This is a genomic window from Streptomyces sp. NPDC058665, assembly GCF_042714995.1.
In the GTDB taxonomy this organism is placed as follows: Bacteria; Actinomycetota; Actinomycetes; order Streptomycetales; family Streptomycetaceae; genus Streptomyces.
The window spans coordinates 1-24,684 of record NZ_JBHXRX010000015.1; the positions used below are offsets into that span (position 1 = coordinate 1).

21 protein-coding genes and 2 tRNA genes are annotated in these 24,684 nt (G+C 70.9%); 5 read left to right on the forward strand and 18 right to left on the reverse strand.

The genetic code is table 11. The features are described 5' to 3' along the window. Positions 1-155: 155 nt before the first annotated feature. Positions 156-2,021 carry a translation elongation factor 4 gene (gene lepA, locus ACFWV8_RS12095; protein WP_384200148.1) on the reverse strand — a complete coding sequence of 622 codons (1,866 nt, stop codon included), beginning with the start codon at positions 2,019-2,021 and terminating at the stop codon, positions 156-158. 201 nt (positions 2,022-2,222) lie between these two features. Between lepA and rpsT the strand changes: the two genes are divergently transcribed. After that, positions 2,223-2,489 carry a 30S ribosomal protein S20 gene (gene rpsT / locus ACFWV8_RS12100; protein WP_189108282.1) on the forward strand — a complete coding sequence of 89 codons (267 nt, stop codon included), beginning with the start codon at positions 2,223-2,225 and terminating at the stop codon, positions 2,487-2,489. Between the two features lie 190 nt (positions 2,490-2,679). On the opposite strand, the gene holA is transcribed toward rpsT, so the two are convergent. Continuing rightward, positions 2,680-3,666, reverse strand: coding sequence for a DNA polymerase III subunit delta (gene holA, locus ACFWV8_RS12105; RefSeq protein ID WP_384200151.1), 987 nt, complete (start codon positions 3,664-3,666; stop codon positions 2,680-2,682). A 68-nt stretch (positions 3,667-3,734) separates the two neighbouring features. Between holA and ACFWV8_RS12110 the strand changes: the two genes are divergently transcribed. Next, entirely contained in the window at positions 3,735-3,989 is a 255-nt protein-coding gene (locus ACFWV8_RS12110; RefSeq protein ID WP_384200153.1) for a hypothetical protein, read from the forward strand. A gap of 52 nt (positions 3,990-4,041) precedes the next feature. Here the strand turns inward: ACFWV8_RS12110 and ACFWV8_RS12115 are convergent, their stop codons facing one another. The 6 genes from ACFWV8_RS12115 to leuS form a co-directional block, all read right to left on the reverse strand. Further along, positions 4,042-4,923: a YceI family protein gene (locus ACFWV8_RS12115; RefSeq protein WP_384200155.1), complete on the reverse strand. Its 882-nt coding sequence runs from the start codon at positions 4,921-4,923 to the stop codon at positions 4,042-4,044. Between the two features lie 206 nt (positions 4,924-5,129). Then, positions 5,130-7,697 (reverse strand): ComEC/Rec2 family competence protein, encoded by a 2,568-nt coding sequence (locus tag ACFWV8_RS12120; protein ID WP_384200157.1) that lies wholly within the window; start codon positions 7,695-7,697, stop codon positions 5,130-5,132. Continuing rightward, complete coding sequence (locus ACFWV8_RS12125; protein WP_384200159.1) at positions 7,694-8,356, reverse strand: helix-hairpin-helix domain-containing protein; 663 nt, start codon at positions 8,354-8,356, stop codon at positions 7,694-7,696. Before ACFWV8_RS12125 ends, ACFWV8_RS12120 begins: the two co-directional genes overlap by 4 nt. A 498-nt stretch (positions 8,357-8,854) precedes the next feature. Continuing rightward, entirely contained in the window at positions 8,855-9,700 is an 846-nt protein-coding gene (locus ACFWV8_RS12130; protein WP_384200161.1) for a DegV family protein, read from the reverse strand. 239 nt (positions 9,701-9,939) lie between these two features. Beyond that, complete coding sequence (locus ACFWV8_RS12135; protein WP_384200163.1) at positions 9,940-10,782, reverse strand: hypothetical protein; 843 nt, start codon at positions 10,780-10,782, stop codon at positions 9,940-9,942. A gap of 150 nt (positions 10,783-10,932) precedes the next feature. Next, entirely contained in the window at positions 10,933-13,833 is a 2,901-nt protein-coding gene (gene leuS / locus ACFWV8_RS12140; protein ID WP_384200165.1) for a leucine--tRNA ligase, read from the reverse strand. A 582-nt stretch (positions 13,834-14,415) separates the two neighbouring features. Here leuS and ACFWV8_RS12145 point away from each other — a divergent pair. After that, entirely contained in the window at positions 14,416-15,969 is a 1,554-nt protein-coding gene (locus tag ACFWV8_RS12145; RefSeq protein ID WP_384200167.1) for a hypothetical protein, read from the forward strand. Then, on the forward strand, positions 15,966-17,561 hold the full coding sequence (locus ACFWV8_RS12150; protein ID WP_329387813.1) for an NADH-ubiquinone oxidoreductase-F iron-sulfur binding region domain-containing protein: 1,596 nt from the start codon (positions 15,966-15,968) through the stop codon (positions 17,559-17,561). Before ACFWV8_RS12145 ends, ACFWV8_RS12150 begins: the two co-directional genes overlap by 4 nt. 86 nt (positions 17,562-17,647) lie before the next feature. Here the strand turns inward: ACFWV8_RS12150 and ACFWV8_RS12155 are convergent, their stop codons facing one another. Beyond that, positions 17,648-18,547: a putative RNA methyltransferase gene (locus ACFWV8_RS12155; RefSeq protein WP_384200170.1), complete on the reverse strand. Its 900-nt coding sequence runs from the start codon at positions 18,545-18,547 to the stop codon at positions 17,648-17,650. Positions 18,548-18,622: 75 nt separating this feature from the next. Next, positions 18,623-18,695 (reverse strand) — tRNA-Ala (locus ACFWV8_RS12160). 119 nt (positions 18,696-18,814) lie between these two features. On the opposite strand from ACFWV8_RS12160, the gene ACFWV8_RS12165 reads away from it, so the two are divergent. Further along, positions 18,815-20,107 (forward strand): glycosyltransferase 87 family protein, encoded by a 1,293-nt coding sequence (locus ACFWV8_RS12165; protein ID WP_384200172.1) that lies wholly within the window; start codon positions 18,815-18,817, stop codon positions 20,105-20,107. Between the two features lie 10 nt (positions 20,108-20,117). Here ACFWV8_RS12165 and ACFWV8_RS12170 read toward each other — a convergent pair whose 3' ends face one another. The 8 genes from ACFWV8_RS12170 to ACFWV8_RS12205 form a co-directional block, all read right to left on the reverse strand. After that, positions 20,118-20,351, reverse strand: a complete 234-nt coding sequence (locus ACFWV8_RS12170; protein WP_364467725.1) for a hypothetical protein — start codon at positions 20,349-20,351, stop codon at positions 20,118-20,120. A 3-nt stretch (positions 20,352-20,354) separates the two neighbouring features. Further along, positions 20,355-20,519 (reverse strand): hypothetical protein, encoded by a 165-nt coding sequence (locus tag ACFWV8_RS12175; RefSeq protein WP_384200174.1) that lies wholly within the window; start codon positions 20,517-20,519, stop codon positions 20,355-20,357. Between the two features lie 145 nt (positions 20,520-20,664). Next, a tRNA-Ala gene (locus ACFWV8_RS12180) sits at positions 20,665-20,737 on the reverse strand. A 72-nt stretch (positions 20,738-20,809) separates the two neighbouring features. Beyond that, positions 20,810-21,463 (reverse strand): histidine phosphatase family protein, encoded by a 654-nt coding sequence (locus ACFWV8_RS12185; protein ID WP_329392449.1) that lies wholly within the window; start codon positions 21,461-21,463, stop codon positions 20,810-20,812. Then, positions 21,460-21,891 (reverse strand): ribosome silencing factor, encoded by a 432-nt coding sequence (rsfS, locus tag ACFWV8_RS12190; protein ID WP_329387803.1) that lies wholly within the window; start codon positions 21,889-21,891, stop codon positions 21,460-21,462. The genes ACFWV8_RS12185 and rsfS overlap by 4 nt, the downstream gene beginning before the upstream one ends. Positions 21,892-21,966: 75 nt before the next feature. Further along, complete coding sequence (locus tag ACFWV8_RS12195) at positions 21,967-23,685, reverse strand: LCP family protein (protein ID WP_384200177.1); 1,719 nt, start codon at positions 23,683-23,685, stop codon at positions 21,967-21,969. A 19-nt stretch (positions 23,686-23,704) separates the two neighbouring features. Next, positions 23,705-24,331: a nicotinate-nucleotide adenylyltransferase gene (nadD, locus tag ACFWV8_RS12200; protein ID WP_384200179.1), complete on the reverse strand. Its 627-nt coding sequence runs from the start codon at positions 24,329-24,331 to the stop codon at positions 23,705-23,707. A 38-nt stretch (positions 24,332-24,369) separates the two neighbouring features. After that, positions 24,370-24,534: a hypothetical protein gene (locus tag ACFWV8_RS12205; protein ID WP_384200181.1), complete on the reverse strand. Its 165-nt coding sequence runs from the start codon at positions 24,532-24,534 to the stop codon at positions 24,370-24,372. Positions 24,535-24,684 lie beyond the last annotated feature (150 nt).

Sequence of the window (24,684 nt, forward strand, 5' to 3'; positions counted from 1 at the left end):
GCGGTTTTGTTTGGGGGTGGGGGGAACCTTTTTAATAACTAACCCTTGGGTGATGGGCGGGGGGGGCCGCGCGCCTGAGCGCCCGGACCCGACCGGCCCTACTCGCGAGTCACTTCCCCGTCGCCCCCCGGCCGTAACCCGCCGTACGCCCGGGGTCACTTCTTCTTGCCGGACGATTCGTCGCTCGACAGCACCGCGATGAACGCCTCCTGCGGGACCTCCACACTGCCGACCATCTTCATCCGCTTCTTGCCCTCCTTCTGCTTCTCCAGCAGCTTGCGCTTCCGGGAGATGTCTCCGCCGTAGCACTTGGCGAGGACGTCCTTACGGATGGCGCGGATCGTCTCACGGGCGATGACCCGGGATCCGATGGCCGCCTGGATCGGCACCTCGAAGGCCTGGCGCGGGATGAGCTCCCTGAGCTTGGCGACGAGCCGTACGCCGTACGCGTACGCCTGGTCCCGGTGCGTGATGGCGGAGAAGGCGTCGACCTTGTCGCCGTGCAGCAGGATGTCGACCTTGACGAGCTGGGCGCTCTGCTCGCCCGTGGGCTCGTAGTCCAGCGACGCGTAGCCACGGGTCTTCGACTTCAGCTGGTCGAAGAAGTCGAAGACGATCTCGGCGAGCGGGAGGGTGTAGCGGATCTCCACCCGGTCGGCGGAGAGATAGTCCATGCCGAGGAGCGTGCCGCGGCGGGTCTGGCAGAGCTCCATGATCGAGCCGATGAACTCGCTGGGCGCGAGGATCGTGGCGCGGACGACCGGCTCGTGCACCGAGTCGATCTTCCCCTCGGGGAACTCGCTCGGGTTGGTGACGGTGTGCTCCTTGCCGTCCTCCATCTCCACCCGGTAGACCACGTTCGGCGCGGTCGCGATCAGGTCGAGGTTGAACTCGCGCTCCAGCCGCTCGCGGATCACGTCGAGGTGCAGCAGTCCGAGGAAGCCGACGCGGAAACCGAAACCGAGAGCCGCCGATGTCTCCGGCTCGTAGACCAGGGCCGCGTCGTTGAGCTGAAGCTTGTCGAGGGCGTCGCGCAACTCGGGGTAGTCCGAGCCGTCCAGCGGATAGAGACCGGAGAACACCATCGGCTTGGGGTCCTTGTAGCCGCCCAGCGCCTCGGTCGCGCCCTTGGTGAAGGAGGTGATCGTGTCACCGACCTTGGACTGCCTGACGTCCTTCACACCGGTGATGAGATAGCCGACCTCGCCCACGCCGAGACCGTCGGCCGGGGTCATCTCGGGGGAGGAGACACCGATCTCCAGCAGTTCGTGGGTGGCGCCGGTGGACATCATCCGGATGCGCTCGCGCTTGTTGAGCTGACCGTCGATGACACGTACGTAGGTGACGACGCCCCGGTAGGAGTCGTACACCGAGTCGAAGATCATCGCGCGCGCCGGGGCGCCAGCGACACCGACCGGCGGGGGCACGTCCTTGACGACCCGGTCGAGCAGGACGTCGACGCCGACGCCGGTCTTCGCGGAGACCTTGAGCACGTCCTCCGGCTGACAGCCGATGAGGTTCGCCAGCTCCTCGGAGAACTTCTCGGGCTGCGCGGCCGGCAGGTCGATCTTGTTGAGCACCGGGACGATGGTGAGGTCGTTCTCCATCGCCAGATAGAGGTTGGCCAGGGTCTGCGCCTCGATGCCCTGCGCGGCGTCCACCAGCAGGATCGTGCCCTCGCAGGCGGCGAGCGAGCGGGACACCTCGTAGGTGAAGTCCACATGGCCCGGAGTGTCGATCATGTTCAGGACATGGGTGGTGCCCTTGTCCGGACCCTCGTTGGGGGCCCACGGCAGCCGGACCGCCTGGGACTTGATCGTGATGCCGCGCTCGCGTTCGATGTCCATCCGGTCGAGATACTGGGCACGCATCTGCCGCTGGTCGACCACGCCGGTCAGCTGGAGCATCCGGTCGGCGAGCGTCGACTTGCCGTGGTCGATGTGCGCGATGATGCAGAAATTACGGAGCAGCGCCGGGTCCGTACGGCTCGGCTCGGGCACGTTGGTAGGGGTCGCGGGCACGCAGGGTCCTGATTCTTGAGACGCGCGGCGTCTCGTCTCGGGTCGACATCGGATCGATACGTAGGCTCCATCGTCCCACGGGTACGGGGCTGCGCCCGGTTTGGGCCGGTCGGGCGGTCACTGGTAGCGTGGTCAGCTGTGTCTGCTGCCGTCTCGGCGCGGACGCTCATTCAAAGATCATCGAACCTGAAAAGGCGTTTCGTGGCGAACATCAAGTCCCAGATCAAGCGGAACAAGACCAACGAGAAGGCGCGCCTGCGCAACAAGGCCGTCAAGTCGTCGCTCAAGACCGCGATCCGCAAGGCCCGTGAGGCTGTCGCCGCCGGTGACGTCGAGACGGCGAACGTGGCCGTCCGTGAGGCGTCGCGCAAGCTCGACAAGGCTGCCTCGAAGGGTGTCATCCACAAGAACGCCGCCGCCAACAAGAAGTCGGCGCTGGCGTCGAAGGTTGCCGCCCTCCAGGGCTGAGCGACTGTCTGCTCACTCTTGATTCCAACCGCCGGAACGGACTCAGCGGGCCCTCTCTACCGCTCCTGACCGGTGTCTTTCGGATCCGCGCACGACTGCGTTCGCCACGCGGGTGCGGGTCCGGCCAGGTTTGACGACGAAGGCCCCGGTACGGCGTACCGGGGCCTTCGGCATGAGGACGGGACAACCCTCAGCGGCCGGCGCGGGCCGCGCGGGCGATGGTGACGACCGCCTTCTCCAGCGCGTACTCGGGGTCGGCGCCGCCGCCCTTGACGCCTTCGTCGGCCTCGGCGACCGCGCGCAGCGCCGTCGCCACCCCGTCCGGGGTCCAGCCGCGCATCTGCTGTCGCACCTTGTCGATCTTCCACGGCGGCATGCCCAGCTCCCGCGCGAGATCGGCGGGCCGGCCACCGCGCGCCGACGAGAGCTTGCCGATGGCGCGCACGCCCTGCGCGAGTGCGCTGGTGATCAGTACGGGCGCGACGCCGGTCGACAGCGACCAGCGCAGCGCTTCGAGCGCGTCGGCCGCGCGGCCCTCCACGGCCCGGTCGGCGACGGTGAAGCTGGACGCCTCGGCGCGGCCCGTGTAGTAGCGGGCGACGACGGCGTCGTCGATGGGGCCCTCGACGTCGGCGACGAGCTGGGACACCGCGCTCGCCAGCTCCCGCAGATCGCTGCCGATCGAGTCGACCAGTGCCTGGCAGGCCTCGGGCGTGGCCGAGCGGCCCAGCGCGCGGAACTCCGACCGTACGAAGGCCAGCCGCTCGGCGGGCTTGGTCGTCTTCGCGCAGGGGACCTCACGGGCACCGGCCTTGCGGGCGGCGTCGAGCAGGGCCTTGCCCTTGGGACCGCCCGCGTGCAGCAGCACGAGCGTGATCTCCTCGGCGGGCGAGTCGAGATACGCCTTCACGTCCTTGATCGTGTCGGCGGACAGATCGTGCGCGTTCCGTACGACGACGACCTTGCGTTCGGCGAAGAGCGACGGGCTCGTCAGCTCGGCGAGGGTGCCGGGCTGGAGCTGGTCGGAGGGGAGGTCGCGCACGTCGGTGTCCGGGTCGGCGGCGCGGGCAGCCGCCACGACCTGCTGGACGGCGCGGTCCAGCAGCAGGTCCTCCTGGCCCACGGCGAGCGTGAGAGGGGCGAGCGGATCATCGGGGGAAGTCTTCCTGGTGGCCATCGCGGTCCAGCATCGCACGGCCCACCGACAGCGCTCCGCGTGCCGGACGGGTGCGGGAGAATGGGCGGGTGAGCGATGTTCGACATGTACTGGTGCTGCCCGACCGCGACGCCGCCGAGGAGGTGGCGGGTGAACTCGCCGACCGCTTCGGGGTGTTGGAGGAGCCCCAGCTCGTACGCGACGCCCTGGCCGGCGAGGACGACGCCGAGGACGCGCAGTGGCTGGTGGTGATCGAGGACGCGACGACGCGGCTCGACCCCGTGGCGCTGGACGCTTTCGCCGCCGAGTACGAGGGATGGCTCGAAGCACCGCCCGTGGAGTGACGGAGGGCGGCCCGGGAGGTCTTGGACGGCGGCCGGTGGGCTCAGGGCGGACTCAGGACTTGCGGACGATCTGGACGTCCAGATCGATGGAGATGCTGGAGCCGACCACGGCGATGCCACGGGCGACCATGGTCTGCCAGGTGAGCGTGAAGTCCTCACGGTGCAGCTCGGTCGTGGCACGGCAGGCCGCGCGGGTCTCGCCCTCCATGCCGCTGCCGATGCCCAGGTAACGGGTGTCCAGCGTGACCGTACGGCTCACGCCGTGCAGGGTCAGCGCGCCGGTCACGGCCCAGTTGCCGCCGCCCCGGTGGACGAAGCGTTCGCTGTAGAACTCCAGCGTCGGGTAGTTGGCCACATCGAGGAAGTCCGCCGAGCGCAGATGGTCGTCGCGCATCCGGACGTTGGTGTCGATGGACGAGGCGTCGATGATGACGTGCATCGCGGACTGGTCCATCCGCTCGGCTATCCGCACGGCTCCGGCGAACACGTTGAACCGGCCGTGGATCCGCGCCAGTCCGATATGGCGCGCGGTGAAGCCGATCTGGGAGTGCGTCGGCTCGATCTCCCACTCCCCCGGATCGGGCAGTGACGGTGGCGTCGCGAATTGAAGGGTCACGTCGCCGAGACCGGCGTGCGCGCTCTCGCTCACCGCGGCATCGCAGTGGTACGGCGTATAGCCGTCGGCCGTGACCGCGAGCCGGTACTCGCCCGCCGGGACGGTCGCCATGACCGAGCCGAACGGATCGCTCTCACCGCCGAGGACCTTCCGCCCGAACCCGTCGCTGAGGACGAACTCGGCCCGCTGGACCGGTTCGCCGCCGCGATCGAGAACGCGGCAGCTCAGCACCCCCGCCGTGGGTGGCACCGCCACGCCCGCGAGCGGCCCGGCCCCCGCCGCGACGGCCCCACGCCCACCGAACCAACGTCTGAACATTCCAGCCCACCCCCGTGCTCTTCGGGACTCGGCGCCCATGCGCGACACCACATCGTTGCCGAATACATGGACTCTTGACGATTAGGCATTCGATCACTCTTGTGCCGTTCAGGGCAAACACGGGCGCTCACAGAGGGTTTGGCCGATCACCTACCCGCAAGTACCTGACATCCAGTTACGTCCCTTCTCCTCGTCGTCTCTCCTGGTCATCCCGGCCCGCGTGGCACCGCCCGCAGCCCGGCCCCCGCGCCGGTCACCGCGACCGCGCCGTCCGTGTCCGTACGCATCACCACCGCTCCCCCGGCCCGCAGCGCGCCGACCGTACGCGGTGACGGGTGGCCGTACGGGTTGTCCCTGCCGCAGGAGATCAGGGCCAGCCGGGGCCGCAACTCCCGCAGCAGTCCCGGGTCCTGGAAGGCCGAGCCATGGTGCGCGACCTTCAGTACGTCCACCGGCGGCAGCGACGGGTGTTCCCTCGACAGGCCCTGCTGGGCGGGCGGTTCGAGATCGCCGAGCAGCAGCAGTGTCGGACCGCCGCCCGCCGTCCGGACGAAGAGGGTGACGCTCGCGTCGTTCGGCCCGCCCGCGCCCAGACCGGGGCCGGCCCTCGGCCACAGCACCCGCCAGTCGAGCGGCCCGACCCGGCGCCGCTCCCCCGGTATCGCCCGCACCAGCGGGACGCGCGCGTCCCGCGCCGTCCGCCGTACGAACTCGCTCTGCTCCCAGGGCTCTTGAAGGGTCGTCGTCTGGATGGCACCGACCCTCCTGCCACGCAGCACCCCGGGCAGTCCGGTGACATGGTCGGCATGGAAGTGGCTGACGACAAGCAGCGGTACGCGGGTGATCCCCAGGTCGCGCAGACATCTGTCGGCCAGCAGGGGATCGGGACCGGCGTCCACGACCACGCCCGCTCCCTCGCCGGCCGCGAGCACCAGCGTGTCGCCCTGCCCGACGTCGCACATCGCCAGCGTCCAGCCCGGCGGCGGCCAGCCAGTGACCATCCGGGTGAAGGGGACCGGCCGCAGGACGGCCAGCAGCAGGAGAACCACGGACATGGCGGCGACCCATGGGTGGCCGCGTATGCGCCGTACCGCGTAGACGACGAGCACCGTGACGACCGCGAGCAGCGCCCCGCCCCGCCAGCCCCCGGGCCACTCGGACTCGGCCCCGGGCAGTGCCGCGCCGGTACGCGCGACCGAGGCGATCCATCCGGCGGGCAAGCCCGCGCAGCTGGCCAGCAGCTCGGCCACCGGCATCGCCACCGGCGCCACGGCGAGCGCCGCGAACCCGAGCACGGTCGCCGGCGCCACCGCCAGCTCCGCGAACAGATTGCAGGGGATGGCGACGAGGCTCACCCGCGCGGCGAACACCGCCACCACCGGCGCGCACACCGCCTGCGCCGACGCCGCCGCTGCCAGCACCTCGGCGAGCCTGGGCGGCACCCCGCGCCGTTGCAGCGCCGCACTCCAGCGCGGCCCGATGGTGAGGAGCGCGCCCGTGGCGAGCACGGAGAGCACAAAGCCGAAGCTGCGGGCCAGGGCCGGGTCCCAGAGGACGAGGAGCAGCACGGCGGCGGCCAGGGCCGGGATCAGCGATCTGCGCCTGCCGGTGCCGATGGCGAGCAGGGTGATCAGTCCGCAGGCCGCCGCCCGCAGCACGCTCGGCTCCGGCCGGCAGACCACCACGAAGGCGAGCGTGAGCGCCCCGCCGACCAGAGCAGTCGACCGCAGTGAGATCCCCAGACGCGGGGCGAGTCCGCGCCGCTCGGCCCTCAGCGCGAGCCCCGGCGGCCCGATGAGCAGGGCGAGGACGATCGTCAGGTTGCTTCCGGAAACGGCGAGCAAATGAGACAGATCGGTCGCCGTGAAGGCGTCATGCAGCTCGGGCGGGATACGGGAGGTGTCCCCGACCACCAGTCCGGGCAGCAGGGCGCGGGCGTCCGCCGGGAGCCCCTCCGTCGCCTCCCGCAGTCCGGCGCGCAGCCGACCCGCCGCGCGTTGCACGGCGGTCGGCGGACGTACGACCTGTGGCGGCCCGCGCCCCTCCACGCGGAGCAGAGCCGCGTACCTCTCGTCCCCCTCGGCCGACGGCGCCAGCCGCCCCGCCAGCCGGAGCCCGGTGGACGGCAGCAGCCGCTGCCACGCCTTCGCCCCGTCCCCCGCTCCGGCCCCGGCCCCGGCCCCGGCCCCGGCCCCGGCTCCCGCGAACACGAGCACCGGCGTACGGACCGCGGTGACCGCTCCGTCGGCGGACGTCACGCGCGTGAGGTCCGCGTCCAGGACGAGGCCCGCCGACGAGAGCCTGTCGCCGTGGACGCGCGGTCTGACGGGGCGTGGGTCGGAGGTGACCGTCAGATCGACGGTGACGCGTGCGTACTCCTCAGCCAGTCCCGGCACCGGACCTCGGTGCCGGTCGGCGCCTTGCAGCCACGCGGACCCCGCGCCGGCCACGGCACAGAGCAGCACGGCCGCGACAGCTACGCCATTCACCCGCCGCCGCACATCCCTCGGCCCACCACCCGCCTGCCGGCCCGCCACCGGTGACGCCACGGGCCTCGGCACGAGAGCCGCCCGCACCAGCAACACACCCGCCACGACCAGTCCGGTGAGCACCACACCGGCGATCCAGTCGCCCGGTGCGCCCGTCGCCAGCGCGGCGGCGGCCCAGGCCGCCAAGGCGGGCGGGACCAGCCGGAGATCGGCCGGGCCTTCCTGTCGAGGGGCTGCGGCGCCCAGCGGATGCCCGGAGGCGGCGTGTACGGCCGCGCGGCTCACGGCTGCACGCGGGGCTCGATGTCGGCGAACCGGCGTTCACCGATCCCGTTCACCTCGCGCAGCTCGTCGACGGACCTGAATCCGCCGTGCTGGGTGCGGTAGTCGACGATGTGCTGCGCGAGCACGGGGCCGACGCCGGGCAGCGTGTCGAGCTGTTCCACAGTGGCGGTGCTGAGACTCACGGGCGACCCGCCGGGACCCGGGCCGCCTGGGCCCGGCCCCGCCGCGCCCGCGCCGGGCGCGGGCTGCCCCGGTGGCGCGGGGCCGCCGACGACCACCTGCTCACCGTCCATCAGCACACGTGCCCGGTTGAGCCCCGTCAGATCGGCGCCGGGCCTGACTCCCCCGGCGGCCCGCAGCGCGTCGGTGACCCTCGACCCGGCGGGCAGCCGGTGGACACCGGGGCTGCGCACCATGCCGCTGACATCGACCACCACGCGTTTGCCCGACGAGGCGGCGGCGGTTGGAGCCGGCCCCGGCGACGGTGCGGGCTCCCGCACCGGCCCGGACACGGCCACCTCTTCACGGACCGTCTCCGGAGCGCTGACCGACTGCGGCCGGCCGGACCAGAAATGCTGGGCCGCCAGCACGGCGGCGACGACCAGCACCACAACCAGCGCGGCGAGCGTCTTCGGCTCCAGCCCACATCTGAGCTGCACCCATAACGGCAACCGGTCCCGTACGGCCGACCACACCCGCTCGCGCCGCCCGGCCCCCGGCACGACCGGAGTCGGCGAAAGAGGTGGTGCCGGAGCCGGAGCCGACCCGCCCACCGCGGCGGCCACCCGAGCCGCCCCCGCGTCGGCGAGCCCGCCGCCCGCCACAGCGCCCGGCCCCGCAGCGAAGAGAGCGTCGGCCCGGCGGCGTAAGGCCGTCGTCGCAGGTGTCGTCCCCGCGCGCCTGCGACGCGAGCGCGGCGCGGTGGAGACGAACGGCCTGCCCCGACCGTGGTGCGCCCCTCGCGCAGCGCGGACACGGCCGTCGGACGTCGGAGCACGGCCGGGGCCGCTGGTCACGGAATGTGATCGGAGAGTCATGCCTCCAGACGGTAGGCACTCCCGCCCGATCCCGCTGAAGCCGTCGAATTACCGTGGATAACTCACCAGTTGTGGATAACTCGGCCACCCGAACGAGCGATTCCGCCCTCGTGCGGCAGCTCAGCGCGGCGAGACCACGGCCCCCAACAGCCCCGGCCCGGTGTGCGCCCCGATCACCGCGCCCACCTCGCTCACATGCATCTCCGCGAGACCCGGCACCCGCTCCCGCAGCCGTTCGGCGAGCGCGGCGGCCCGTTCGTGCGCGGCGAGATGATGCACCGCGATGTCGACCTGACCGGCTCCCGCCCGCTCGGCGACGATCTCCTCCAGGCGCGCGATCGCCTTGGACGCCGTCCGCACCTTCTCCAGCAACTCGATCCGCCCGCCGTCCAGTTGGAGCAGCGGTTTCACGGCGAGCGCCGAGCCGAGCAGCGCCTGCGCGGTACCGATCCGGCCCCCGCGCCGCAGATAGTCCAGGGTGTCGACGTAGAAGTACGCGTACGTCCCGGCCGCCCGCTTCTCGGCGGCTGCCACCGCCTCGTCCAGCGTGCCGTCCGCCTCCGCAGTCTCCGCCGCCGCCAGGGCGCAGAAACCGAGCGCCATCGCGACCATCCCGGTGTCCACCACCCGTACCGGCACGGGCGCGTCCCTCGCGGCGAGAACCGCCGCGTCGTACGTCCCGGAGAACTCCGCCGACAGATGCAGGGAGACGATGCCCGTCGCCCCGGCTTCGGCGGCTGCCCGGTACGCGGCGGCGAAGACTTCGGGGCTCGGCCGCGACGTGGTCACGGAGCGCCGTTTCTGCAGCGCGAGGGCGAGCGATCTCGCCGAGATCTCGGTGCCCTCTTCGAGCGCCCGGTCGCCGAGTACGACGGTCAGCGGCACCGCGGTGATGCCATGGCGTTCCATCGCCTGGGGCGGCAGGTAGGCCGTTGAATCGGTGACGATCGCGACATGGCGGGACATGAGCGGGAGGTTACCCGCCGCGACCACCGGTCGGCAGCCCGGCCCCGCCACGCCCGCCGAATTCGAAGAGGTCCCCATCGGCTTCCGCCCTCTTCCCCGCTCCGACGTGCCCGGTCTCGACGGGTCCGCACCTCTGACGGCCCGCCACCGACATGCGTGTGCCCCGTCCGGCCACGCGCAACCCGGTCACCGGCCATCCGATCATCCACGAGCGCCCGTCAACTACAGGGCGTGAGGCGTCAGTTCGTCGCCTCCGGCCGCCTCGACTTCTCCTGCCACGGATACGTGGTCTTCCGGGGATCGGGCGGCTCGATCGCCTGCGGCCCTTCGCCCGCCGGCGGCGGATCGGGCCAGGTCTGGTCGGCGAGTGTGGGCTCCGGGCGCGCCGCCCGCCCGCCGCGTGCTCCCGTGCTCTGCGGCCCGGTCGGGGGCTCGGGCTCCGGCCACTCCATCGGCTGGGGCTGCGGAGCCGACGCCGCCTGCCGGTTCTGCCCCGAGTGAAGATTCGAATCCGCGCCCGGCTCCGCGTTCGGCTCCGCCGACGACCAGTGCCGCAGCGCCCCCGACTCGACGTCGATCTGCTCGCTCAGCAGCGTCAGCTCGTCCTCGGAGAACTTCCGCGCCCGGTCCCTCGCCGCCCACCGCAGCGAATCCGCCGACTTCGTGATCCGTTCCGTACGCTCCCGCAGCTCCGGGAGCCGCCGGGAGATCGTCGCCCGGTCCGGGTCCCGCTCCAGCCGCCTGAGCTCGTCGTCCAGCTCGTGCCCGTACACACTCAGCCGCTGGAAGAGGCTCAGCGACTCCGCCAGCGAGGCGTCCTCCGCCTCGTTCGCCCGGAGCGCCTCCTGGGTGGCCCGCATCGACGTGCGCAGCGACAGCCGCAGCTGCGCCAGCTCGGCGGTCACGCCCGTCTGCCCGAGGCTCTTCGCTCTCAGGGCGGTGTCCTCGACCGTCCGGCGGGCCTGCGTGATCGTACGGTCCACGCCTCGCTTGGCCGCTCGGACCGCCTTGACGCTCACGAACACGCCCAGCGCCACGAATGCGACGAAGAGCAGCGCCAGGATCAAAAGCACGGCCTCCATGAGGATGCCTCTCCGGTGTCGACGTCGGTCTCTCCACCGTAAACGGAAAGGGCAGCCTGAGGGTTCCGTCGGAACCCCCAAACTGCCCGTAAGGGAAAGCCCTGCACCTCCCCGTACCCCGCCGGTCTGCGCGGTGTACCCCGCCGGTGCCTACGCGGTCACGATGTTGACCAGCTTCGGCGCCCGCACGATCACTTTGCGGATCCCCGCGCCGCCCAGCGCCGCGACCACCGCGGCATCACCCAGCGCCAGCGCTTCCAGCTCCTCGTCCGAGATCGACGGGGAGACCTCCAGCCTCGCCTTGACCTTGCCCTTGATCTGTACGACGCAGGTGACCGTCTCGTCCACCACGTACGCGGGATCGGCGACCGGGAACGCCTCGTGCGCGACCGAGCCGGTGTGCCCCAGCCTGCGCCACAGCTCCTCGGCGACGTGCGGCGCCAGCGGCGCCACCAGCAGCACCAGCCGGTCGGCGACCGAGCGGGCGACCGGCCCGCCCACCTTGGTCAGATGGTTGTTCAGCTCGGTGATCTTCGCGATGGCGGTGTTGAAGCGCAGCGTCGCCATGTCCTGGCCGACCCCGTCGATCGCCTTGTGCAGGGCACGCAGCGTCACCACCTCGATGTCGGCCTCCGGGATGTCGACGACCGTGACCTCACCGGTCGCCTCGTCCACGACGTTGCGCCACAGCCGCTGCAGCAGCCGGTACTGGCCGACCACCGCACGGGTGTCCCACGGCCGTGACACATCCAGCGGGCCCATCGCCATCTCGTACAGCCGCAGCGTGTCGGCGCCGTACTCGGCGAAGATCTCGTCCGGAGTGACCGCGTTCTTCAGGGACTTGCCCATCTTGCCCAGCAGCCGGCTGACCTTCTCGCCCCGGAACCAGTAGCCGTCCTCCCGCTCCTCGACCTCGTTGGCCTCGACCGCGATACCGCGGCTGTCGCGGTAGACGAAGGCCTGGATCATGCCCTGGTTGTAGAGCTTGTGGAACGGCTCGACCGACGAGACATGGCCCAGGTCGAACAGCACCTTGGACCAGAAACGCGCGTACAGCAGGTGCAGCACGGCGTGCTCGGCGCCGCCCACGTACAGGTCGACGCCGCCGTGCGGCATGCCCTCGCGCGGGCCCATCCAGTACTGCTCCACGGCCGGGTCGACCAGGTTGTCCGTGTTGCGCGGGTCCAGGTAGCGCATCTCGTACCAGCACGAACCGGCCCAGTTCGGCATGGTGTTGGTCTCGCGGCGGTAGCGCCGTACGCCCCTGCCGTCGCCCAGGTCCAGCTCGACGGCGACCCAGTCCTCGTTGCGCGACAGCGGTGTCTCGGGCCGGGTGTCCGCGTCGTCCGGGTCGAACGTACGCGGTGAGTAGTCGTCGACCTCGGGCAGCTCCAGCGGCAGCATCGACTCGGGCAGCGAGTGCGCGACGCCGTCCTCGTCGTAGACGACAGGGAAGGGCTCGCCCCAGTAGCGCTGCCGGCTGAACAGCCAGTCACGCAGCCGGAAGTTGACGGTTCCCTCGCCGATGCCCTCGGCGGCCAGCCATTCGGTGATCTTCGCCTTGGCATCGACCACGCCCAGTCCGTCCAGGGACAGGGCGGGGGACGACGAGTTGACGATCTTCGCTTCGTAGGAGGCGAAGGCGTCGTCCCACTCGGCGGGGTCGGTGCCCCGGCCGTCGCCCGGCTCCACGACACAGCGCATCGACAGCTCGAATGCGCGTGCAAACGCAAAGTCACGGCTGTCGTGCGCCGGGACGGCCATGATCGCGCCCGTGCCGTATCCCATCAGCACGTAGTCCGCGATGAAGACCGGAATCCGTTCGCCGTTTACCGGATTGGTCGCGTAGGCGCCGGTGAAGACGCCCGTCTTGTCCTTCGCCTCGGCCTGCCTCTCGACGTCGGACTTCGAGGCGGCCTGCTTGCGGTACGCGCCGACGGCGTCGGCGGGCGTCGCGTGGCCGCCCGTCCACACGTCGTGCGTGCCCTCGGGCCACGCGGCCGGGACGATCCTCTCGACCAGTTCGTGCTCGGGCGCCAGGACCATGTACGTGGCGCCGAACAGCGTGTCCTGACGGGTCGTGAAGACGGTGATGGCGCCGACGTCGCCGACCGGGAAGTCGACGCGCGCGCCCTCGCTGCGCCCGATCCAGTTGCGCTGCTGCTGCTTGATCGCGTCGGGCCAGTCCAGCGCGTCCAGGTCGTCCAGCAGCCGGTCGGCGTAGGCGGTGATGCGCATGTTCCACTGGCGCAGCTTGGACTTGAACACCGGGAAGTTGCCGCGCTCGGAGCGTCCGTCGGCGGTGACTTCCTCGTTCGCCAGGACGGTGCCCAGACCGGGACACCAGTTGACGGGGGCCTCGGAGGCGTATGCCAGCCGGTACTCGCCCAGGATGTCGGCCCGCTCCTTCTCGGTCAGCCCGCTCCAGCTCCGGCCGTCCGGCGTCGGGCGCTCGCCGCTCTCGAACCGCGCGACCAGCTCGCTGATGGGGCGGGCCCGGTCGGCGTCCGGGTCGTACCAGGAGTTGAAGATCTGTACGAAGATCCACTGAGTCCAGCGGTAGAACTCGGGGTCGATCGTGGCGATCGAGCGCCGCTTGTCGTGCCCCAGGCCCAGCCGGCGCAGCTGCCGCGTCATGTTCTCCATGGCGGCCTCGGTCGACTCCCGGGGGTGGGTGCCGCTGCTGATCGCGTACTGCTCGGCGGGCAGGCCGAAGGCGTCGAAGCCCAGCGTGTGCAGCACGTTGTAGCCGCTCATGCGCTGATGGCGGGCGTAGACGTCGGTGGCGATGTAGCCGAGCGGGTGCCCCACGTGCAGGCCGGTCCCGGAGGGGTACGGGAACATGTCCATGACGTACTTCTTGGGGCGCGCGACGACGGCCGGGTCCCCGGCCAGGTCGCCGACCGGGTTCGGCGCCTCGTAGGTGCCTTCGGTGTCCCAGAAGTCCTGCCAGCGTGCCTCGATGTCGGCGGCCATGGCAGCCGTGTAGCGGTGCGGCGCGGTCGTCGTGGTCGTCTCCGCGCCGGCGGCGGCCGGATTCGTCTCGCTCATGTCCTCTGAAGCTCCATCGATCGTCTCTGCCGCGGGAATGAAAAAACCCCTCGCACAGGAGGGGGCAGCCACGCTGATTCCGACCGGATCTGTCATCCGTCGGTCTGATCAGCGCGGCTCGCTAAGCAGAAGGCGTACGGCACGCATGCGAGCAGGGTACCGCAGCGGGCACACGGCACGCACGGCGGATTCCGTACGGAGGCGGCCGGGGCGGGCGCCTGCCGGGGCGGTGGCGCCGACGGATCGAAGTCGCGATCGCGGTCGGGATCGCGGTCACGATCGGGGTCGGGACCGGCGCGGGCCGTTCGAAACCCATACAAGATCGTTCGAGACCGGAACAGGCCATCGACGACATGTGATTCATCGAACCTTCGGCGCGCGAATTACTCCGCGTATCGACCCTATCCGGGGCAACCCCAGAGTCAGTTGACGCTCAATCCCCCCGGTAAACCCGCAAACGGCGAACCGCCCAGTAGGGAGCGTCTTAGCATGCGGCAACGGGACCGCTTTGCCGAGCCATTCGGAGTTGCCCCCATGAAACTTCAAAGCAAGATCCGTTCATCGCCTTCCCCGAACCCGGGCATGAACCGTTCCGTCCGAGGCGGACTGTCGGTCGCCGCGATCGTTCTCGTGCCTCTCCTCGCCGTCGCGGGGAGTGACGGGTTCCGCGCGATGCTCGACTTCACCACGGGTGTTCTGTCGCTGGTGTCCCTCACGTCGGCTGTCGCCTGGGGACTGATCGCCACCGACCGGCTGCTGCTCTCCCCGCGCCACCGGCTGCTCGCCCAGGGCATCCACCGGTTCACCGCGATGGCCTCCCTCGGCTTCCTGCTGCTGCACGCCACGGTGAAGGTCTCCCTCGGCCATGTCGCCCTGATCGGTGCCGTCCTCCCCTTCGGCCTCGGGATCACCGGTACGAACGGCCTGATCGGCCTCGGCTCGCTCGCCGGCTTCCTGATGGTGACCGCCGCCGCGACCGGGGCGCTGCGCAGCGCCTTCGCCCTCCCCGGCAAGATCGCCGGCCGCTGGCGCGCGCTGCACATGCTGGCCTATCCGGCCTGGTGCTTCGCGCTGATGCACGGCCTGTACGCGGGCCGTGCCGCCGCGACCTGGGTGACGACCATGTACTGCCTGGCGCTCGTCGCCGTCATCGGCGCCGTCTCCGTACGGCTGCTGCCCCGGCCTCTCCAGCGCCGTATCGCCGACAAGATCCTCAAGCTGACCGGCGGCGTACGCGAGGCTCCCGAGCCGGAGCAGGCGGCGCGCCGTGATCTGGCCCGCGATCCGCTGCCGGGCGCGGCGAACGCGCCGCAGGTCGAGTTCGAGCGGCAGTTCCCGCGCCAGCGGTCCGGCTCCCCAGAAGCGGCACCGCTGGGCGCGACACGGGTTCCGCCGCGCATCGCCCCGCCGTCGCCGCCTCTTTACGAGGCGGGGCGTCCGGGGGGCGCGGACCCGCTCGCGGACACCTTCGTCGCCGACTCCTTCGCGCCCCCGGCCGCCGCGCCGTACGCCGCCTCCCCGCCGCCACCGCCGACCGCGGCTCCCGCTCAGGCCGCCTATCCGGACCCGCTCGCGGACACGTTCCTCGCCCCGGGGGCCGCCGGAGCCGGGGCCGGTACGAGGCTGTCGGCCGGCTACCGCGCGGTCTCCCTGGGCGACCCCGCGCCCGCCCCCTCGCAGTCCCCCTTCGCCCCGGCAGGCCCCGGCAACCCGCTGACGTCGCAAGAGGTCCCGTACGCCGAGCGCATCCCGATGACCGAGGAGATACCGGTCATCGACGAGCCGTCGGCGGCCGGGGCCGGTATGTGGCCGACGCCGTCGCCCCCGCCCCCCGCGCAGGCCCGTGGCCAGGAGCCGGGCGCCGGCGCACCGCCGCCGGTGGCCGACCCGTACCAGCAGCCGTCTCCGTACCTGCAACAGGAGACCTACCGGCCGGCTGAGACAAACCCGCCCTCCGACACGTACCTACAGTCGGCCCCCTATCCGCAGCCCGACGCCGCCCCGGCACCCGACCTCTACCAACAGGCCGACCTCTACCGACAGTCGGACGGAGCATTCCAGCAACCTCCCGCCGACGGCGGGGGAACCCCGAGTGCCGGTGAGCCCTGGTACCCATCCGCAGGAGACCGACAGTGAACGCCCCTCTCCCCGATGTCCCCGAAGTCCGTGTCGTCGGCCTTCCCCAGCTGACACAGGGATTCGACCTCGTCGAGCGTCTCGACCTCGCCATGCACCTCAAGGTGCACGGGCCGCTGGAGCCGTTGACCGGGGAACTGCTCGCCCAGCTCGCCGAGAACATCAGTCTGCGCGGACGCGGTGGCGCCGGATTCCCCTTCGGCAAGAAGCTGCGTGCCGTCGCCAAGGCGTCGATCCGGCGCGGGGTGCGCCCCGTCGTCGTCATCAACGGCAGCGAGGGCGAGCCTGCCTGCCGCAAGGACACGGTGCTGCTCAACCGCGCGCCCCATCTCATCCTGGACGGCGCCCTGTTGGCGGCCGAGGCGCTCGGCGCGCGCACGCTGGTCGTCGCCGTCACCCGCAACTCCACCGAGATATCGATGCGGGCCGCGCTCGCCGAGCGCGGCCTGTCCGACCGGCGCGGTCAGCAGCTGCGGGCGCGGGTGGTCCGTACGCCCGAGCGCATGGTCTCCGGCGAGGCCTCGTCCGTCATCCGCGCGGTCAACGGCGGGCCCGCCCTGCCCCCCGGCCGCCGTGAGCGGGCCGCCGAGTCGGGTGTCGGGGGCGCCCCGACGCTGCTGTCCAACGCGGAGACGTACGCGCAGCTGGCCATCGGCGCCAGGATCGGCGCGCGCCGCTACGGGCACACCGGGCTCGACGCGGAGCCGGGCACCGTCATGCTCACCGTCTCCGGCGCCGTCGCGCGCCCGATGGTCGTGGAGGTGCCGACGGGAGTGCCGCTGCGGTACGTCCTCCAGCTCGCCGGCGCGCCGCCGCTGCCCCAGGGCGTGCTGACCGGCGGCTACCACGGCAACTGGATCGACTCCGTGGCCGCGCACGACGCCGTCGTCTCGCGCGAGTCGCTCTCGGCTGTGGGCGGTTCGCTGGGCGCGGGCGCGATCCTGCCGATCGGCCCGGAGACCTGCCCGCTGGGTGAGGCGCTGCGGGTGGCCAACTGGCTTGCCGCCGAGACGGCCGGTCAGTGCGGCCCCTGCAAGCTCGGTCTGCCGGCCGCGGCGGGCGGCCTGAGCGACGTACTGAACGGGGGCGGTCCCGCCGCCCTGGAGGCGCTGCGCGAGGTGACCCAGGCGGTACGAGGGCGGGGAGCGTGCAAGCACCCCGACGGGTCCGCGCGGTTCTTCATGTCCACCCTCTCGGCCTTCACCGACGACCTGGCCGCTCATGTCCTGGACGGCGGCTGCGGGCGCGACACCACAGGCGTGCTGCCGCTGCCGGGCCCCGGTTACGAGACGGCCGAGGAGTCCATCCCGAGCGGCGAGAAGCTGGCCGTGGACTGGACGCTCTGCCAAGGGCACGGCCTCTGCGCGGACATCGTGCCCCAGCTGATCCGGCTCGGCCCCGACGGCTTTCCCGCGCTCGCCGACGCCCCCGTACCGATGCACCTGCGGGGCGGCGCCCAGCGTGCCGTACGGCGCTGCCCGGCGCTCGCGCTCCGTATCGAGCAGCCGGCGCCGCAGCGGCCCGCGCGGCAGGGAGGCCCGGCGGCCCTGCCGCCCGGGGGCGGCAGAAAGGCTCTGGGCAGCGGGCGTTGACACGCCCTCTGTAAGGAGGCCGGTCCCGGCACGTCCTCTGTTGAGGAGGCCGGGCCCCGTGCCACCGCAGGCCGTCCGTCCCGGCGTCAGTGCGGCCGGTAGACGGAGACGAGGAAGGAGACGGTCACCGCGAGCGGCGTGTCCAGCGACGCGACGCTCCGGTGCACGTCTTCGGGGCTGAGGTGGTGGGCGCTCGGCCCCATCAGGATCAGGTTCCGCACGTCCTGGTCGGTCATGGTGACCTCCCGCTCCACCACATCCGTACGCTCCTGCCGGAAGTGCCCGGACAGGGTGCGGTGCAGCCGGTCCTCCTTGGCGGCGTCGACCGACAACATGCCGAGACTCGCGGGGAGTTCGCCGAGGTGGCGCGCGGTGGGGGTGACGACGACAAGGGCGCCGTCCGGGCGCAGTACGCGCCGGAACTCCGGGCCGTTACGGGGCGCGAAGACGTTGATCACGACATCGGCCGCGCCGTCGGCGACCGGCAGCGGCTTCCAGATGTCCCAGGTCGCGGCACCGGCCCTCGGGTGCGCCCCGGCGGCCCGGCGCAGTGCGAACTTGGAGACGTCGAGGCCCAGTCCCACGGCTTCGGGCAGCGCGTCGATGACCGTGGTGAGGTAATAGCCGGTGCCGGCCCCGGCGTCGATGACGGTGCCGTCCGGCGGGCACAGCTCCGCGACGGTCCCGGCGAGCGCGCGTGCGAGCGGCTCGTAGTGGCCGGTCTTCAGGAAGAGCGTCCGGGCCGTCACCATGTCCGCGCTGTCGGCGTTCGCCGCGTTCGCGCCGCCGGTCAGCAGGCTGAGATAGCCCTGGCGGGCGACGTCGAACGAATGGCCCTCGGCGCATCCGAGGGACCTGACGAGCCGGAGGGTCTTGAACGGTGCCGGGACGCCGTGCGGGGGTGTGAGCGCTCCGCCGCACACCGGGCACCTCAGCACACCGAGCAGCCGGTGCCAAAGGTCGGGCGCGGTGGGCGAGTTGGGCACGGCGTTCCTCCGCGAGGGGCTGTCAACGAGAAGAACCCGCCCGGACGACGTGTCCGGACGGGAACTTCTGAGATGTGGAGCTAAGGAGAATTGAACTCCTGACCTCCTGCATGCCATGCAGGCGCTCTACCAACTGAGCTATAGCCCCTTGTGATCTACCGCACTTCGGGCATCCCCTCAGCGGCGGTGCCAACATTACACGGTCCCTCGGCCCTCCCGCCAAATCGTTTCCGATTTGTACCGATAAGGCTGCTACTGTCACCCTTCGTGACCGTACTCACCTCCGTATTCGCGCGGGTCACCGCCGACCGTCGTTCCGTCCTCGTCGGCGCCGCTGTCTGCCTGTTGTCGTTCGCGGGGTTCTGGATCGCGCAGCGCGCCGCCGCGGTCTCGATGATCGACGTGATGGTCTACCGGGCCGAGGGCCGTACGGTGCTCGACGGGCTCGACCTCTACGCGATGCGCGCGACCCGGGCGGGTCTCCCGACGACGTATCCGCCGTTCGCGGCACTGCTGTTCACGCCGCTGACGCTGCTGGGCGTCCCGGAGATGCGCACCCTCGCCACGGCGGGCAATCTCCTGCTCCTCATCGTCTTCGTCCATCTGTCGCTGCGGCTGACGTTCGGGAAGGCGGTGCGGCCCGGCGCCCTGCTGTGGGTGGCGGCGGCGGCCGTCTGGTGCGAGCCGGTGTGGACGACCCTGCGTTACGGGCAGATCAATCTGCTGATCGGCATCGCGGTCCTGTGGGACCTCACACGCCGTGACGGCCACCGCTGGGCGGGCGTCGGCATCGGTCTCGCCACGGCGGTCAAGCTGACCCCCGCGCTCTTCGCCGTGATGCTGCTGATCACCGGCCTGCTGCGGTTCCGCGAGGCGGGCTGGAACCCCTGGCTGCGGAAGACCGCTGTGGCGGTCGGGGCGTTCCTCACCGCCACCCTCGCGTCGGCCGTGCTCCTGCCGTACGACTCCCGCCGCTTCTGGACCGACATCGTCTTCCGGGCGGACCGGGTGGGGCGCGTGGAGGCCGCCGCGAACCAGTCGCTGCGCGGGGTCTTCGCGCGGGTGCTGCACACGATCGATCCTTCCCTGTGGTGGCTCCCGGTGGCCGCCGTCGTCGCCGTGGCGGGGCTGGCGGTGTCGGTGACCGCCGCCCGGCGCGGAAGGACGGCGGAGGCCACCGTCGCCTGCGCGGCCACCGCACTGCTGATCAGCCCGATCTCCTGGTCGCACCACTGGGTGTGGTGTATCCCGATGGTGTTTCTCCTGGTGGCGCACGGGAGGGCGGAGTGGGCGGCGGCGACGGGGATGGGCTTCTACTCGTACGCGCTGTGGCGGGTGCCGCACGGCGCCGTCGAAAGGCTCGAACTCGACCAGAACCGGACGCAGATGACGCTCACGGCGCTCTATCCGACGATGGCGCTGGGGCTGCTGGTGTATCTGTCGGCCGTCGGCCGGGAGGAGCGGCCACCGGCGGCCCACCCGTCGGCGAAGGAAGTGATGGTGGCCACGCAGCCGACGCGGCCGAAGAGACGGGCACGGACGAAGGAGCCGGCCGGCTAGGACCTACTCCCTAGGCGGTGGCGAAGGAGTAGAAGCGCTTGAGCGCGCAGTGCTCGTCGAGGAGCCGGCCGTAGATGGGCTCGCCCTCCAGCTCCCGGTACGTCTCGATGGGGTCGCCTTTTATGATCAGCGCGCGGGCGCACTCCTCGCACCAGTACTGGAACGAGGCGTTGAGCGGGTCCATGTCCCGGACGATGGGGGTGCCGCTGCCGCACCAGTCGCATTTTCTCCTGTGCGCACCCATCACTCAGCTCCAGCTGTGGCCGCAGGCCGTGCACACGTAGGAAACTCCGCCGTTGTCGCCGAGTACTTGGGCCACATGGAACGAACCGCACGACGGGCAGCTCAGGCCGGGAGCCCACTCCGTCGCCCCGAGCAGAACACCGACCTGGTCGATGCTGCTGACGGGCATCGCGCTCTCTCCTCCCCATCCGTGCCGTCGTTCCCCCTCCGGCGGTCCGATTCTGTCATGGCAGCGCAAGGAGGGCAGCATGATCACACAGAGGCTTTACGGAACGAGAAATCCCGCCCTCGTAAGGAGGACGGGATCCGGGGTGTGGAGCTAAGGAGAATTGAACTCCTGACCTCCTGCATGCCATGCAGGCGCTCTACCAACTGAGCTATAGCCCCTCGCGTTCTTCGCGCTCCGCGCTCTGAACAAGAAGAACTTTAGCCTGCGGCCTGCCGGAAAGTGAAATCAAGTCAGTCGTCGTCGCCGAGCACCGGCTCTGGGAGCGTCCCCGCATTGTGCTCCTGAAGACGCCAGCCCCGCACACCCTCGCCGAGGATGGACCAGCAGCAGTTGGAGAGCCCGCCGAGACCTTCCCAGTGATGCGCCTCCAGACCGAGCAGCCGGCCGATCGTGGTGCGGATCGTGCCTCCGTGGCTGACCACGACGAGCGTGCCGTTGTCGGGGAGCTTGTCCGCGTGGTGGAGCACGACGGGCGCGGCCCGGTCGGCGACCTCGGTCTCCAGCTCGCCGCCCCCGCGCCGTACGGGCTCGCCGCGCTTCCACGCCAGATACTGCTCGCCGAACCGCTCCACGATCTCCTCGTGGGTCAGGCCCTGCCAGGCGCCCGCGTAGGTCTCGCGGAGCGCGGAGTCGTAGCTGACGGTGAGACCGGTCAGCAAGGCCAGCTCGCCGGCCGTGGCCACGACGCGCTGGAGGTCGGAGGCGACGATCGCGTCCGGCCGCAGCGACGCCAGCAGCCGGGCGGAACGGCGCGCCTGCGCGGTGCCGGTCTCCGTCAGCTCGATGTCCGTGGTGCCCTGGAAGCGGCGCTCCAGATTCCAGGCCGTCTGGCCGTGCCTCCACAGGATGACGCGGCGGCCTCTGCCGCCTCTGCCGCCGTTCAGCTCAGCTCACCTTCCATGGAGCCGTTCGCGTCCGCGTGCTCGGCGCCCTTGCCACGGGTCTTGACGGCGTCCTCCGGAAGCGGCAGCTCCGGGCAGTCCTTCCAGAGGCGTTCGAGCGCGTAGAAGACCCGCTCCTCGCTGTGCTGGACGTGGACCACGATGTCGACGTAGTCCAGGAGGATCCAGCGGGCGTCGCGGTCGCCCTCACGGCGCACCGGCTTGGCGCCGAGCTCCTTGGACAGCCGCTCCTCGATCTCGTCCACGATCGACTTGACCTGGCGGTCGTTGGGCGCGGATGCGAGCAGGAACGCGTCGGTGATCGACAGCACGTCACTGACGTCGTACGCGATGATGTCGTGCGCGAGCCGGTCTGCCGCCGCCTGGGCGGCGGCGTTGATGAGCTCGGTGGAGCGGTCCGTGGCGGTCACAGGCGATGCTTTCGTCGGCGGTCTGGAGACCCCCAGGGTCTCACGGACCGCCGACAAGCCCACGCAGCTTTTTGATCAGCTGCTTTCGTAGTCCGCGCCGAGAGTGACCAGGACATCCGCGTTCGGCGGGGCCTTGTCCTTCTTGACCGCGCTCACCGGCAGGCCGAGCGTCTTGGCGACCTCTTCCGCCTGCGCCTTGTTCTTCGCGTCACCGTAGGTGACCTGCGACGCCTGGGCCGGATCGGCGGTACCGCCGTCAACGAAGGTGTAGCCGCCGTTGATGATCGAGACCCGGGCGGCGTCCGTGTCCGCCTTGTCGCCCGTGGCGTTCTTCACACCGACCCGCAGAGCCGCGCCTTCCTCGGGAGCGCTGACGGTGCCGCCGAGGACGTCCTTGACGACGGTGTCGGTCGCCTCCTTACCGAGGGAGCCGTCCTCCCCCACCGGCAGGACCGTCGTCTTGTAGTCGCCGACTTTGGCGTGGCCCGCGAGACTCGCGAGCGCCGCGCCCAGGTCCTGCTCGGTCATCGGGGGTTCGAGGATCTGCGCCAGCGTCTCGACGGTGATCGTCGCGCCCTTCGGGTCGTCCGAGATCTTCCGCAGGACGCCCTGCATGACCGCGCCGAACCGCTCCAGCTGTTTCACCTCGGGCTCGTCCGGTCCCAGGAAGGTGGCGTACGCGACGGCCGCCTGCCCGTTCAGCGTCTGTTCCTCGCCCTTGGTGACCAGCGGGTCCTCGCCCTTCTTGGCGGCCGGGACCTCGACGTTCGTGGTGATGTCGATGTTGCCGACCAGCTCGACGAGATTCTCCAGATAGGGGGTGTCCAGCCGCCAGGTGCCGGAGATCTTGGTACCGAGGAGGGTGTCGACGGACTCGCGGGTGCTCTGGGAGCCGCTGTCGGCCACGGACTTGGCGAGGGTGCCGGTGGCGCCGGTCTCCCCGTCCGCGACGAGGGTGGAGTTGGGCAGCAGGACGGTGGTGCCCTGCTTGGTCGTGGAGTTGTTGACGAGCAGCGCCGTGGAGGTGGCCTTGTCCTTCGTGTTGTGCAGATTCACCATGATCACGTCGCGCTTCTGCGGGCCGGTGGCGGTGTTCTGCGTCTTCTCGTCGGCCGGGAAGCCGGGCAGCTTGCCCGCGTACCAGAGGTAGCCGACGCCGCCGACGACCACCAGCGCCATCACGACGACCAGGGCGACGACGCGGCTGCGGCCGCGGCGGCGGGCCTCCTCGCGGCGCTCGGAGCGGCTCTCGGTGAACTTGAGCCAGTCGATGACGTCTTCGGAGTCGGAGTCCGGCTCTTCTATGAAGGAGAACTGCTCGGTCCTGTAGTCACCGTCGGGCGCGGACCGCCGCTGGCCCGGCACGGCGGGCTCGGGGGCCGGGGCGTCGGGCGCGGGTGCCGGCGCGGGCTCCTCGACCGGTGCCGACTGCTGCTGTGGCGGCGGTTGTTGTTGCTGCTGCTGCGGGATGTTCCACTGCGTCGTGTCGACCGCCGCGGGCTGCTGCCCGGTGTCGTAGCCGTAGCCCTGTTGCTGCTGTTGTGCGTACGGGTCGTACGGAGCCTGCTGTTGGCCGTACGGGTCGTAGCCGTACCCCTGTTGCTGCTGCGACTGCTGCTGTTGCTGTTGCGCGTACGGGTCGTACTGCTGCCCCTGGGGCTGCTGTTGCTGCCCGTCTTGCTGCTGTTGCTGTTGCTGCTGCTGATACACCGGTTGCCCGTACTCGTCGTAGCCCACGATCTGCGGCTGGGTGTAATACGGGTCGTACGGGTCGTACGGCTGCTGGTCGTTCACCGGTGCCCCTCTCCGTGGCTCATTCGCCGCGGTACAACTGCCGCTTGTCGATGTAGCGCACCACGCCGTCCGGCACCAGATACCAGACCGGATCACCCTGCGCGACCCTTGCCCGGCAGTCGGTCGACGAGATGGCCAGCGCGGGCACCTCCACCAACGAGACGCCGCCCTTGGGCAGTCCGTCGTCCGTCAGATCGTGTCCGGGCCGGGTGACACCGATGAAGTGGGCCAGCGCGAACAGCTCTTCGGCGTCCCGCCAGCTGAGGATCTGGGACAGCGCGTCAGCGCCGGTGATGAAGAAGAGATCCGCGTCGCCGTGCAGGGAGTGCAGGTCCCGCAGCGTATCGGTGGTGTAGGTCTTGCCGCCACGGTCGATGTCGATACGGCTGACCGAGAACTGCGGGTTGGAAGCCGTCGCGATGACCGTCATCAGATACCGGTCCTCCGCCGGCGAGACCGCCGAGTGGCTCTTCTGCCACGGCTGTCCCGTCGGTACGAACACCACCTCGTCGAGGTTGAACAGCGCGGCCACCTCGCTGGCCGCCACCAGGTGCCCGTGGTGGATCGGGTCGAACGTCCCGCCCATCACCCCGAGACGGCGTCTGCCGTTCTGTCCCGCGCCGGCCGGCGCTGCCTGATTTCCCATGCCTGCGGAGCCTACTGGCACGGCGTAACGGCCCCGTCTCAGCGGTCGCGGTTGAAGCGGGTGGTGATCCACAGCGCCAGAAGCAGCGCGAACAGCGCGCCGCCACCGGTGAGGTACGCGCTGAGGCTCTCGTGGCCGCCTCCGTGCTCGCTGCCCTCGGCGGCGACGGTGACCATGCTGGCTGCGGTGCTGTAGAGGCTCATCTTCGGCAGGACCTATTCGATCGGGAGCGGAGACTTCGCGCACATCGTATGCGGGCCCGTCGGGCACCCTCACGCCGACTCGGACGTTGAAGTCGACGACGGCGCGCAGCGGCCCCGCACAACCGTAGTCGCAGCGCATACGGTGGGGTC